This window comes from Candidatus Nitrososphaera evergladensis SR1 (genome assembly GCF_000730285.1).
GTDB classification, from domain to species: Archaea; Thermoproteota; Nitrososphaeria; order Nitrososphaerales; family Nitrososphaeraceae; genus Nitrososphaera; species Nitrososphaera evergladensis.
In genome coordinates, this window is the sequence record NZ_CP007174.1 from 2423955 (window position 1) to 2436920 (window position 12966).

General features: G+C 54.9%; 12 protein-coding genes and 2 tRNA genes. 11 read left to right on the plus strand and 3 right to left on the minus strand.

Features of this window, described 5'->3' with window-relative positions:
* Positions 1–12: 12 nt before the first annotated feature.
* From NTE_RS13240 to NTE_RS13270, 7 genes are all read left to right on the plus strand, one after another.
* The gene (locus tag NTE_RS13240) at positions 13–2595 is read left to right on the plus strand and encodes a DEAD/DEAH box helicase (RefSeq protein ID WP_226987021.1); all 2583 of its coding nucleotides are present in this window, start codon (positions 13–15) and stop codon (positions 2593–2595) included.
* Between the two features lie 46 nt (positions 2596–2641).
* A complete protein-coding gene (locus NTE_RS13245; RefSeq protein ID WP_226987022.1) occupies positions 2642–4330 on the plus strand; it encodes a DNA topoisomerase I in 1689 nt (562 codons plus the stop codon).
* A gap of 123 nt (positions 4331–4453) precedes the next feature.
* Positions 4454–5971, plus strand: a complete 1518-nt coding sequence (locus NTE_RS13250) for a helix-turn-helix transcriptional regulator (protein ID WP_148701447.1) — start codon at positions 4454–4456, stop codon at positions 5969–5971.
* 91 nt (positions 5972–6062) lie between these two features.
* Entirely contained in the window at positions 6063–6686 is a 624-nt protein-coding gene (locus NTE_RS13255; protein WP_148701448.1) for a CBS domain-containing protein, read from the plus strand.
* Between the two features lie 59 nt (positions 6687–6745).
* Positions 6746–6820, plus strand: a tRNA-Met gene (locus tag NTE_RS13260).
* 109 nt (positions 6821–6929) lie between these two features.
* Positions 6930–7427, plus strand: coding sequence for a hypothetical protein (locus NTE_RS13265; protein ID WP_148701449.1), 498 nt, complete (start codon positions 6930–6932; stop codon positions 7425–7427).
* Between the two features lie 205 nt (positions 7428–7632).
* Positions 7633–7706, plus strand: a tRNA-Phe gene (locus NTE_RS13270).
* Between the two features lie 5 nt (positions 7707–7711).
* Here NTE_RS13270 and purB read toward each other — a convergent pair.
* Positions 7712–9073, minus strand: coding sequence for an adenylosuccinate lyase (gene purB / locus NTE_RS13275; RefSeq protein WP_148701450.1), 1362 nt, complete (start codon positions 9071–9073; stop codon positions 7712–7714).
* A 104-nt stretch (positions 9074–9177) separates the two neighbouring features.
* Between purB and NTE_RS13280 the strand changes: the two genes are divergently transcribed.
* The 4 genes from NTE_RS13280 to NTE_RS13295 all read left to right on the plus strand — a co-directional run bounded on the left by NTE_RS13280 (position 9178) and on the right by NTE_RS13295 (position 11739).
* Positions 9178–9477, plus strand: coding sequence for a hypothetical protein (locus NTE_RS13280; protein WP_148701451.1), 300 nt, complete (start codon positions 9178–9180; stop codon positions 9475–9477).
* A 126-nt stretch (positions 9478–9603) separates the two neighbouring features.
* Positions 9604–10989, plus strand: coding sequence for an RtcB family protein (locus tag NTE_RS13285; RefSeq protein ID WP_148702181.1), 1386 nt, complete (start codon positions 9604–9606; stop codon positions 10987–10989).
* A complete protein-coding gene (locus NTE_RS13290) occupies positions 10986–11396 on the plus strand; it encodes a DNA-binding protein (protein ID WP_148701452.1) in 411 nt (136 codons plus the stop codon). Before NTE_RS13285 ends, NTE_RS13290 begins: the two co-directional genes overlap by 4 nt.
* Entirely contained in the window at positions 11389–11739 is a 351-nt protein-coding gene (locus tag NTE_RS13295; protein ID WP_148701453.1) for a hypothetical protein, read from the plus strand. The genes NTE_RS13290 and NTE_RS13295 overlap by 8 nt, the downstream gene beginning before the upstream one ends.
* Here the strand turns inward: NTE_RS13295 and NTE_RS13300 are convergent.
* Both NTE_RS13300 and NTE_RS13305 read right to left on the minus strand, forming a co-directional pair.
* The gene (locus NTE_RS13300; RefSeq protein WP_075054699.1) at positions 11736–12143 is read right to left on the minus strand and encodes a 30S ribosomal protein S11; all 408 of its coding nucleotides are present in this window, start codon (positions 12141–12143) and stop codon (positions 11736–11738) included. The two genes, NTE_RS13295 and NTE_RS13300, sit on opposite strands and share 4 nt — an antisense overlap.
* A gap of 57 nt (positions 12144–12200) precedes the next feature.
* Positions 12201–12947, minus strand: coding sequence for a class I SAM-dependent methyltransferase (locus tag NTE_RS13305; protein WP_148701454.1), 747 nt, complete (start codon positions 12945–12947; stop codon positions 12201–12203).
* Between the last annotated feature and the right edge of the window lie 19 nt (positions 12948–12966).

Consider the following 12966-nt stretch of genomic DNA (forward strand, 5'->3'; position numbering starts at 1 on the left):
CAAGACGCAGGCGTGGCAAACAACAGCAGCTATCGCTGCCCGAAATGCAGCTCGCCCCATTCGGTGGGCGCAGACAGGATATTTGACGGGCGGCTGATGTTCCGGTGCGCAAGGTGCAAGATCTGCGCAATTGTACAGTCTTCCACAAGCACCGACGAGTCGTACCTGGAGTTCCTTGACAAGTGCGAAGACGGCGGCGGAGCGGCCACGACCGACGACCTCCGGCTCTTGATGGAGCAAGAGAAGATAATCAGGCCAAAGAAGGAGATAGACGCGTTTCTTGCAGGGCTGGAAGGCAAGGACCCGCTTTTAGAAGAGGTGCTGCGCTCTGACCGGGACTATGTAGTTGATTTCAGGTCACTTGAGGAGCCACCGCCGGAGTACGGGAATGACGTCAATAGTATGCCAGTCGACGAGGGCATTATCAGCGTCCTAAAGGCAAAGGGCATTGAAAAATTGTACAAATTCCAGGAGGAGGCCATAAAAAAGATCCTGCAGGGAAACGACGTCGTCATCACGGCGCCCACCGCCTCCGGCAAGACGGAGGCTTTTTGCATACCCATCCTGCAAAAGATAGCGGAGGAAGTCTCGCGCTTTGGGTCGCTCCGTGCTGGCGAGCGCGGAAAGATAATGGCGATTTTCGTGTACCCGACAAAGGCCCTTGGCCGCGACCAGATGCCCAAGATAACCGAGCTTGCCGAGCCACTTGGCGTGCGCGCGGCTGTCCTTGACGGCGACACACCAGACACAGAGCGCGCAAGGGTCCTTGAATCTCCGCCTGACATCATCGTCACCAACTTTGACGTCATACACTACCACATGATGCACAGGACGAAATTCTCAAGAGCGTTAAGGACGGCCAAGTTCCTTGTAGTTGACGAGGCGCACGTCTACACCGGCGTCTTTGGGGCAAACGTGCACCACATCATCGCAAGGCTAGAGCGGCTTGCTAGCAGCAAGATGCAGATAGCCGCCGCGTCTGCAACGCTTCCAAACGCGGCTGACTTTTGCAAGGCGCTCTTTGGCAGGGAGATGCAGGCAATCAAGGGAAGGGGAAGGCGGGGCAGGGTCAACCTTGCAATAATATTTCCGTCCCTGCGGTCGCACCGCTCCCTTGCACTTGACATTTTAAAGGAAGCAGCAGCAAAGGGCAAACACAGGACAATTGCGTTTTCAAACTCACACCTTGGCTCCGAACTGCTGGCGTTTTACGCGGCAAGGCAGGGCGTGTCGATAAGGGTGCACAGGGCCGGCCTGACTGCGTCTGCAAGGGCAGGCGTGGAGGAGATGTTCAAGTCCGGCAAGCTGTCCGCGATATCTGCCACCCCTACTCTGGAACTTGGGATTGACATTGGCGACGTCGACGCCATCGTCTCAAACATCGTCCCCGTCAACCGCCTCGTGCAGAGGATAGGAAGGGCCGCGCGTAGGGGCCAGGAGGGGTACGCGTTTTTGGCGCTTGGAAACGACCCCATAAGCCAGTACTACAAGTCGCACCCCGACGATTACCTGTCCGACCAGGAATTTGCTTACACCGACCCGGAAAACCCGTTTGTAAAAGAGTTTCAAATATTGGCTATGGCGTGCGACAGGCCCGTATCGATGGCCGAGTCAAAAGGCGCGTGGGACACCGTGCAAAAGCTCGTCTCAAGGGGGCTTTTGAGCCTCGAAAAAGAGCGCTTTGTGCCCGATTTCAAAAAGGCGATGGCAGTTTTAAACAGCTACAGCATACGCGGGATTGGAAGCAGGGTCGACATCAAGCTTGCAGGCAAAATAATCGGCGACAGGTCGCTACCGCAGGCACTTGAAGAGCTGCACCAGGACGCCATCTACTTTCTTGCAGGCAGGCGCTACCGCGTCAAAGCTTTGCACTTTGAGCGCGACAGGCAGCCGTACGCGGAACTAGAAGCAATACCGTACGACTATCCGTACTACACCAAGGCGCTCACCGACGAGTGGCCGTCGATACTTGAAGTGCACGAGCGAAAGAAGGTGTTTGGAATCGAAGTCGCATACTGCTCTTTGAAGATACAAAAGAGAGTGCTTGGCTACGCCAACGTCGAGATAGGCCAGGAAGCGGCACAGGGCAAGACAAAGGTGATGTTTGACCAGCCGCTCGAATACGAATTTTTTACTAAAGGGTTTGTGTTCCGCGCGCCAAGGCCGGAAGAGACGATGTCAAAGGCGGATGACGAAGAGTACGTGGAAATGAGCGCGTTCCACGCGTCAGAGCACGTCATAATAGAGGGGAGCGCCATGATAACGGGGGGCGCGTCGCAGGACCTTGGCGGCATCTCGCTTGGGTCGTCAGGCCTCATATTCGTGTACGACGGAAGCATTGGCGGAAACGGCGCAAGCAAGGTGCTGTATGACCGGCTGGACAAGGCGCTTGGCAGGGCGCTCCGCATACTGTCAGAATGCCCATGCACGAGCGAGAGCGGCTGTCCCAGGTGCACCTACTCGTACAGGTGCGGCAACAACAACGAATACCTGCACAAGGCGGCCGCCATCGAGGTCATGAACCGCGCGGTGGAAGGCGAGGCAACCAAAATAGGGGATGACGAGGAAATACAGGGCGACCGTGCCCTGGTTTAGGTAAACGTTTAAGAATAGATAAGCGCGCTTCTTCAATAAATTACACATGGAAGAGGTCGCTGCAGCAGCACCACAGCCGCAGGTGCGCATAAGGTGGAGTTCGCTTGTCCACAGGGGCGTCGCCTTTCCTCCCGAGCACCAGCCAAGGGGCATAACCATTTCCATAATGGGAGAAAAGATCGCGCTCAACACGGACCAAGAGGAGCTTGTGTACGCGTGGGCGAAAAAGAAGGACACGCACTACGTGCAGGACCCCGTGTTCCAGTCCAACTTTTTGCTTGACCTAAAGCCGATGCTCCCTGAAAAGTTCAGGAAGATGGACCTGAAAATTTCCGACTTTGATTTCTCGCAGGCATACAGGCTTGCCGACGAGGAAAAGGCGATAAAAGAGCGCGAAAAAGAGCGCATAAAGAACCTGCCAAGGGAGGAAAAGAAAAAGATGGCAGAAGCAAAGAAAGCCGAGCGGGAGCGCCTAAAGGCGCTGTACGGCAAGGCAATAGTCGACGGCCAGGAGGTAGACATTGCCAACTGGCTTGTCGAGCCGCCGGGCCTGTTCATGGGCAGGGGCCAGCACCCGCTCCGTGGCCGGTGGAAGCCCCGCGTCAGGCCGCAGGATGTCACGCTGAACCTTGGCGAGGACGCGCCGGTGCCAGAAGGCGAGTGGAAGGAAATCGTCCACGACCACACGTCTACGTGGCTTGCGACCTGGATGGAAAACCTCACTGAAAAGCGCAAATACGTATGGCTCCATGATTCTTCGGAACTGCGGCAGGGAAACGACAAGGCCAAGTACGACAAGGCGCTAAAGCTGGCGCAGCAGCTTGGCAAGGTCGAAAAGGAGATAATGCGCAAGATGAAGGGCTCAAACGACAGGGCCGCCACAGCCGCGTATCTCATCTTCAAGCTTGCCATGAGGGTCGGAGACGAAAAGGACCCCGACGAGGCCGACACGGTGGGCGCAAGCACGCTCCGGGTCGAGCACATAAAGTTCCCGCAGGCAAACGGCAAGCAGTACATCGAGTTCAACTTCCTCGGCAAGGACAGCGTGCCGTGGCAAAAGACGCTTGAGGTCAACTCTGACGACACGAGGGCGCTCTACGACAACCTGCGCAGCTTCATGAAGGACAAGAAACCTGACCAGCAGATATTTGACGACATCAACTCTCGCAAGGTAAACGCGTTCTTCCAGACCGTGATGCCGGGCCTGACGGCCAAGGTGTTCAGGACGTGCATCGCAACAAAGGTGGTGCAGCAGGCGCTTGTCAACCCGCCTATCAAGGTGGACAGGAACTCGCAAGAGTCAGACAAGGTGTACGTAGCAAAGTCCGCAAACCTTAAAGCGGCAATAGAGTGCAACCACAAAAAGGGAGTCGACCCAAAGAACCCGGCGGCAAAAAAAGCCGCAGAAAAGTTTGAAGAATCCATTGCAAAGAGGAAGGAGGCGATAGCCGAGCTTGAAAAGCAGGTGACGGCAGCAAACTGGAAGACAGAGATCCAGGAAAAGCGCCTGAAGGAGCGGCTTGCCAAGTTGAAAATGCAATTGAAGCTTCAGCAGGAGACCCGCGACTATAACCTTGGAACTTCTTTGCGCAACTACATCGACCCCCGCGTCATGAGGGCGTGGCTCAACTATGTCGAGCTTGACTGGACCAAGGTGTACACGGCGACCTTGCAGCGCAAGTTCAAGTGGGTAGAAGGATACAAGGAAAAGAATTACGCCAGATTCTATCCCTGAGTGGTGGTCAGAAGACTTATATCATTACTTCATGCTTTTTAAAGCCGGACAATTGTTATAATGAGAGATTCTTGTCCTTGGAGACCACCTATAGGATTTTCCATTCCAAGGATATTCGCGATCATGACGATCGCGGCCATCCTTGCTAGCGCAAGCACGGGCGGAGGAGGAGTAGCCAGTGCGCAAGTGCCGCCATCTTCATCATCACCATCGCCAGCTTATACCCACGACTCGATATTCATGGCGCTTTTTGCAAACGGCGACGCGCTGGTAGAGTACGACATACAGATAGCAAACGCTAATGCCACCACCACCAATCCTCCCGGCAAGATAAAAATCAAGCTTTTTGGCACCAACATAAACGAGCTCATCGTCACCGACCTTGATGACAGGATCCTACCGACCAAGATGCTGACGTCCGGCGAGGTAGAAATAACGCCGGGGAACGCTACGGGAGCTAGGATAAGCTATCTTACACCTGACTTGGTCAACAAGGTAGGGAGGACATGGACGTTTACCCTTCAAGCTCCAATAGAGGTGGCAGTAAAGATGCCCGCAGACAGCGTCCCCATCGACTATGGCGGCAACGTGCCGACGCTCAGCCCCATCGGGAGCCAGACCCTGCTTACATTCAAGGCAGGAACCATCCACTTCAGCTACCTCGTTGGCACGCTTGGAACGGAGGATCAGGCAGACATCACGATCAAGTTTGCCGATGCGGCCATCAAACAGGCAAAGGCAAGCTACCAGGGCATAATGCTTCCAGAGGAAGAAACGCTCCTCGCCAACGCGGTGGCGGCAAAGAACGCCGGCAAGTTTGGAGACGCCATCAAGCTGGCAACGCAGGCAAGTGATCAGGTCCAGCGAGTGATACCCGATTATACGGCGGCGCAATCAGAGATTTCGCGCGCCGGCGCGCAGATATCGCAGGCATCAAGCCAGGGCCGCGATACTTCCCGTGCGACAGCGCTCCTTGACCAGGCCAACTCGGAGTTCTCGCAGGGCAAGTATTCGGAGGCAATTTCTACAGCCACCCAGGCTGTCGCGGCATTAAACGGCGGATCGCCGCAGCAGTTTTCGACAACGCTGCTCATGATAATAGCAGGGGTGGTAGTTGCCGGGGGCGGCGCGGGCGCGTACCTGTTCTTCTTCCGAAAAAGGATGCGCAAGCCGGCGCCAGCCTCCTCTACAACGACAATGTTTCAAGATCCAGATCCCAACGGCTCTGGCGCGCAGTCCGCGCTGGAGCCGCAGCAGCAAGAAGAAGAGGGGGAGGAGGGAAGAGAAGAGCCGGAAGAAACCGATGCTATTTCAACGCAGGCAAACGCGCCCCCGTTCGAGTCTGCAAGGGCACTTGCAGGCATACCCGAGTCGCAGACAGACACCGGCCTGCTTGCAAGAATAGTCTCAAAGATAATCGAAGAAAAGCCTCACCTGAGGCCCGAAGACCGCGACGTGCTTGGGTTCCTTGCTGAAAAGGAAGGCGCGGCATTTGAGAGCGAAGTGCGCACAAGGTTCAGCCTGCCCAAGACGACCGTCTGGAGGCTGGTAAAGCGGCTAGAACGCGAGGAGCTTGTCGAGATAAGAAAGGCAGGCGGCCAGAACCTCATAAAGCTCAGGTTTGAGGGAAGGCAGGCATAGTAATGGTGCGTATAGATATATACATCATTATCGCGCGTTTTTCAAAAAATTTCCACGCCACGCTTAAATAAAACAGGGCAGACAACTACCTATGAGTTCAGGCCCCGACATCACGTCGCTTCTTTCCCTGCCCATAGAGAATTTCATCAACATGAACGTCGTCATAATGGAAGGCGACAGGTACGTGGACCAGGCCCTTGAAAAGATGAAGGAAAGGGGAGTGCGAAGCGTCCTCGTTTCCCACCAGGGCGAGGTCGTCGGCATCGTCAGCAAGACAGACATTCTGTTCAAGGTCATGTCGCAGGGCAGAAACCCCGGCAAGGTAAAACTGCGAGAGATAATGACAAGCCCGGTGCTTGCAGTGGGCCCGCACAGCACGGTGCAAGAGACGCTTGCCATGATGGACAAGCACGTCGTCCGGCAGTTGATAGTCACGGCACAGTCGGCGGTGCTTGGCATGGTATACCGCGACGACATTTTTGAGCGCATACACCTGTCTACAATGTCAACCGCTGATGCGGCATTGAAGGGGACGCCGGTGTGCATCATAAACCCAAAGGCCATTGCGTACATCAAGGACCTGAGCGCCGCGGCAGTCGTGTGCCCGTACTGCGAATTGCCTTTTGACTCTAAAGACGCGCTGTCAAAGCACATCGACAGGCTGCATACTGGCTCTGGAGTGCTTGAAGGCGACGTCCGCAGAACGTTTGAATAGTTAATATAAGCAGGGCGAAAAACCCAGAACCGCAGTACGCTTTTGTGCTGAGCGCGCGTGCCGGGGTAGCTCAGCTTGGTTAGAGCGTACGACTCATAATCGTAAGGTCGCGGGCTCAAATCCCGCCTCCGGCACTACTACCTATATTCTTTAAAAAGGACATTGTTACTGATGAGTCATAACATATTATTTTTAGACCAGAGATATCGACAATCATTTAAGAACGATCAAAGATACTTACCCATGGAAGGCACGAAAAAAAGGATTACCGTTCTTTTATCGTCGACCATTCTTGCAGCAGGACTTGTTGTTGTTGTTGCAATAGGCTCGGGATTCTCTGGCGCACTAGCTACTACTATGACAGCAACTCCCTCGGCTCCACCGGTAAACTTGAAGACCGATAACGAATCGGTAGACATCACTGTAGACTGGTCCCCACAAGAAATACAGCAGGGAAGTGCTACCGAATTTAGCATCAACTTTCAGGATCCTTCTTCAGGCGCGTCATTAGAGCATGTTAATTATAACCTCGAAGTAAAGGACGCGGACGGCAATACGGTTGAATCGCTAACGGATCTTCATTCACACACAGGAAAAGACACCCAAACGGTAACGTTTGACAATTCAGGCGATTTTCAGCTCGCGATAACAGTGATCGGAACCGGGTTGACCATGCCGTTTGACACGAGCAAAAGCGGCACTGCAGAGACACCCATAACAGTAGCAGCAGGCACATCTTAATTTTTTGTTGTTCCCGCCTACTGCATGTATCTATATCTGGCCACTACTGACTAGGCGGCATCAATAGTTCTAACGAGATACACGGAGATGCGATAAAGAGAAAAGAATCGCATTTGTCTTTGCGAGGTCTCACAGGCTAAGTAATTCTGCTTCCGGCACTTTTTTGCAAGGATTATATACGGTGCATAAAAAGTAGTCAGCCAGTGCCGTCGTAGCTCAGCCTGGGAGAGCACTCCGCTGAAGACGGAGCCGTCGTGAGCTCAAATCTCACCGACGGCACTCTTTTACTCATTCTTCTTGGTAATGTCCTTGACGAGCCTGGCAACATTATCCACGATCTTGCCCGATGCTGCAAGGTGGTTCTCTGCCTGAAATATTGCAGCTATTTCTTTTCTTGAAAGGTGCTTGCCGATGCTCTCGTCTTTTGACACTGCGTCAAGGAACTGCTCGCCCGACTCTATTGCCGCAAAGGCCACGCGCTGGATGTCCCGGTACGCATCAAAGCGCGCAACGCCCTTTTTCACGAGCGCTTCAAGGACAAACTCGGCGTAGATCTGCCCTTTTGTCATGTCAAGGTTTGCGACCACGCGCTCCTTGTTCACCTTTAGTTCTGCCACCACCTTGGCCGTCGCGTTCAGCATCTCGTCAAGCAGGATGGCGGCCATCGGGAGCGTGAAGCGCTCGTTTGCCGAGTTGGACAGGTCGCGCTCGTGCCAGAGCGGTATGTTGTCCATCGACACAGAGACAAGCGACTTTAGCATCCTTGCAAGGGAAGATACGCGCTCGCTCTTTATCGGGTTGCGCTTGACGGGAACTGCGCTGGAGCCCATCTGGCCCTTTTTGAAAGGCTCGGCAACCTCGGCAATTTCTGTGCGCTGCAGGTTGCGTATCTCTATTGCCATCTTGTCAAGCGTCGACCCAATGAGGGCCATCAGAAACTGCATCTCCGAATAGCGCTCCCTTGGGATCACCTGCGTCGCGGCGTCTACCGGCCAGAGGCCAAGGTCGCCTGCAACCAGCCTCTCCACTTCAAGGGCCCGGTCTCCCATCAGCGACCCGGTGCCAACGACGCCGCGGGTCTTGCAGAGGAGAAAGCGCTTTTTGCCCTCCTCGATGCGCTCTATGTGGCGCGCCATCTCTGACGCCCACACTGCAAATTTCAGCCCAAACGAGATGATGCTTGCGTGCTGGCCGTGCGTGCGCCCCACTGCCGGCACGTCGCGGAACTCGACTGCCCTGTCTGCAAGCGACTGAGCAAGTTTTGCCACCTTGCCCTCGATGATTGAAAACGCATCGCGCATCTGCATGCACGTTGACGTGTCAACGACATCGTTGCTGGTAAGCCCATAGTGCACCCACGGCCTGGCGCTTGCCGGAACCTGTTCGCTTATCGCTTCCACCATGGCCGCAGTGTCGTGCTCGCTTTTTGCCTCCAGTTCTGCAACGCGCTCAAGCGTGATTTTGCCGGATTTTGCGGCCCTGCCAATCTCTTTTGCCGCATCTTCGGGCACCATCTTTATCCTGGCCTGAACCTGGGCGACTGCAGCTTCAAAGTCCAGCTGGTACTGGAGGCGCTGCTCGTCGCTGAAAATTGCACGCATCTCCTTGCTACCGTAGCGTCCCGAGTCTATGGGCAGTATTGGCACAAAAGAGGGGCATGCGGCGCTGAAAATAAATCTTGCACCGGGGCTTGAGGCGTGACTACAAGTCATTAATACTTGCCAGCGCATACGAAAGGATGGGTGGAAAAATGCCAGTAGTAATGATCATGACGTGGGAAGGGGTAAAGAAGGAAGATTACGAGGCCCTCAGAAAAACAGTCAACTGGGAAGGAAACGTCCCGCAGGGAGCCATGTTTCACGTCTCTGCTTTTGACGGCAAGGGCATCAGGGTCACGGACGTGTGGGAAAACGAGCAGGACTTTAAGAAATTCGTAGACAGCAGGCTGATGCCAGAGGCAAAAAAGATGGGCCTAAAGAGCGAACCCAAGGTCGAGATCCTACCAGTACACGCGGTGTTTGCACCAGCGTACAAGCGTGCAGCAACATAGAAGCGCTTATAATAACTCCGGCAGCAATTTTGTAGCAGATTGCCAGAAATTGCTACAAGGACTGGCCTCAAGGTCAGAAAGGTCAGCGAAAAGGAATTCCGCATTGACCCGGATTCCGGACGCGGCATGAAGGTGCCGGTCAGCATTTACGCTAACGATTCGCTCATTGCCAAGATGGTGACCGACAGGACCATCGACCAGGCGGCAAACGTCGCCACCCTGCCAGGCGTAAGAAAGCACGTCGTTGTGTTGCCGGACGGCCACGAAGGCTATGGCTTTCCGGTGGGAGGCGTGGCCGCAACCGACGTCGAAGATGGCGTTATCAGCCCCGGAGGCGTGGGCTATGACATCAACTGCGGCGTGAGGCTCTTGCGCACAAGCCTCACGGAAAACGACGTGAGGCCGCGCCTGAAGGACCTCGTAAACGACCTGTTCAAGTCCATTCCTTCCGGCGTTGGAAGCGAAGGCGCCGTGAGGCTGACAAAGTCAGAACTGGACGAGCTCCTAGTTGAAGGGGTCGGCTGGGCGGTGAGGCACGGCTATGGCACAAGCCACGACGCCGAAGTGTGCGAGGAATCCGGCACGATGAAGGGCGCCGACCCCGGAAGCGTGTCTGACACTGCAAGAAAGAGGGGCGCGCCACAGCTTGGCTCGCTTGGCTCTGGCAACCATTTCCTGGAACTGCAAAAGGTTGACAGGATCTTTGACGAGCGCGCCGCAAAGGCGATGGGCATCGAAAAGCAAGGGCAGCTGACGGTGCTGGTGCACTGCGGCTCCCGGGGCTTTGGCCACCAGATCTGCACCGACTATTTGCGCGTGTCCGAGTCTGCGCTGCGCAAGTACAACATCTCGCTTCCAGACAGGGAGCTTGCGTGCGTGCCAAACAACTCCAAAGAGGGCGAAAGTTATAGAAAGGCAATGTTCTCTGCCCTCAACTTTGCATGGGCCAACCGCCAGATGATAACCCACTGGACCAGAAAGACGTTTGAGAGATTTTTCGGCATGTCAGAGGACGGATTAAAGATGGACCTTGTGTACGACGTGTCTCACAACATCGCAAAAGTAGAGCGCCACAGGATTGACGGCGAGGGTACCCGCGAGGTAGTCGTGCACCGCAAGGGCGCAACGAGGGCGTTTCCGTCTGGCATGGAGCAGGTTCCGGATAAGTACCGCGCGCTTGGGCAGCCGGTGATAATACCGGGCTCGATGGGGACTGCCAGCTGGATACTGCTTGGAGGCAAGAACTCGCTTGACCTCAGCTTTGGCTCGACTGCGCACGGCGCAGGCAGGACCATGTCAAGGTCTGCCGCAAAGCGCAGCTACACGCCAGAAGGCGTCCGGGGTAACCTGGAGTCAAAGGGCATCTACCTCAAGGCGCTTACAAAGGACGGCATGGTGGAGGAGACGCCAGAGGCGTACAAGGACGTCGACGCAGTTGCAGACGTGTCAGACGCCCTTGGCATCGCGACAAAGGTAGTAAGGCTTGTGCCCATCGGGGTGATAAAGGGTTGAGCGGCAGCGGCGACAACGACCCGGACATCGAAATCATAAAGGCGCGCAAGATGAAGGAGATGCGCGAAAAGGCCGCGGCCTTTGAAAAGGCAAAGAACGCGCCAATAGCAGAAGAAAAAAAGAAAATGAAGACGCCAAGGGAAATAGTATTTTCATATCTTTATGACAGGGGTGACGAAGTGCTAAATGCCGCCTATGCGCAGTTCCCGGCGCAGACAGAAGCCATCGTGGTAAAAATATCAGAGCTGATACTTGCCGGAGAGCTCCAATCCCGGATTTCCGGAGGAGAACTGCTGTCGTTGTTCAGGTCGGTCGGCCTGCGAGTCAGAATTGACACTTCAATAAAAGTGGAAAAGGACGGCAAATTGATATCGTTTTCAGACAGGCTGAAGCAGGATAATGAGTGATAATAATAATCCCCTTGGCACGTTCATCCTTGATTTTCAGACCACCACGTTTGAGCCTGACGCCAAGATAGCAAACGACGTGCTTTCTGGACTGCAGGCGCGCTGCGAGCTGGAAAACCAGTACGCGATAGACCCGCCGATGGAGCGCGCCGGCTGGTCGTTTGCCAAGGTTTTCATGTCCGGGCAGTTTGTCGAAAAAATCCGCGACAGGCACGGCTACGAGATTGAAAGGTCAAAGGGAAGAAAGTTTGACGACCGGTTCGTCGCGTGGCTCGCAAGCGAGTTGAAAAAACGTGGCTGCGGGGCGAACATAAAACTCGCCCCTGAAATGAAAGGGCTCTAGACCCTTCTGCCCCTTCTTCCACCGGGCTTTCTCGTCGTGTCGTGCGGGATTGGAGTCACGTCGTCAATCCTGCCGATGCGAAATCCAGCCCTTGCAAGGGCCCTGATTGCTGCCTGTGCGCCCGGGCCGGGTATCCTTGGGCCGACGCCGCCAACCGCCCTTACGCGGATGTGCAGCGCGTTGATGCCCTTGCCCTTTGCAACTTCTGCAGCTGCGACTGCTGACTTCATGGCTGCGTACGGCGACGACTCGTACCTGTCGGCGGTAACGTGGCGTCCGCCAGAGCTGAATGAAATGGTTTCACTGCCGCTCAGGTCGGTGATATGCACAAGAGTGTTATTGTAACTGCTAAAGATGTGGGCTACTCCCCACCTTGTCTGCGTAACTTCGTCTTGCTCAGACATACTGGTAGATAGTTTCGTCTTTTTAGAGGGTTAAAAATGTTGTCAGCGTCGTCCCTTCTACAGCCGGCCCACTTTCAGATAGATGGGCCAGACCACCTTCCTCTTGGCGTGCTCCTTTCCCCATGCCGCTTCTAGTTCAGGATATATCATTTCCAGGGGGTCTGACTTGTTTTCCTCGATGTATTTTTGCGTGCCTGACCAGCTATACAGGTAGCCTATCAGGTTATGTATGTCCCATTCAAGCTCTATTTGGAAATTCGGTGCCTTTATCTGTGGGAACGGAAAGGGTATGTCTTTGTACCTGTTTTCCACGTACCGGACCTCTGCCGGCCAGTACCGGCCTAGTACGTCCCTGTAGAATGTCTGCGTTATCCTGTCCACCTCAGGGCTGACAGAGTGCAGCCCGTACGCCCACGCGGCGATTACTGTGCCCTTTTTTGCGACCCGCCTGACCTCCCGGTAAAAGTCGTCAAAGCGGAACCAGTGGAGCGCGACTGCGACCGTAATCAGGTCAACGCTTGCATCCGCAAGGTCTGGCTTTTCAGCAGGAAACACTGCAAAGCGGACGTTTGGGCCTGCCCGCGCGTTTTCAATCTGTTTCTTGCTTGCGTCGCTTGCAACCACGCTATCAAAGTATCCTGCAAGGAATGCGGCAGCCTGCCCATTGCCTGTCGCGCAGTCCCACGCCAGCTCCCTGTGCTCTACAAGCCCTGCAAGGAATTCAAAGAGAGCCTTTGGATACGTGGGCCTTGATGCGGCATACTCTTTGGACTGCCTGGAGAACAGATCCTTAAAATCGACCAAAGATAGTGCGCGTATACAT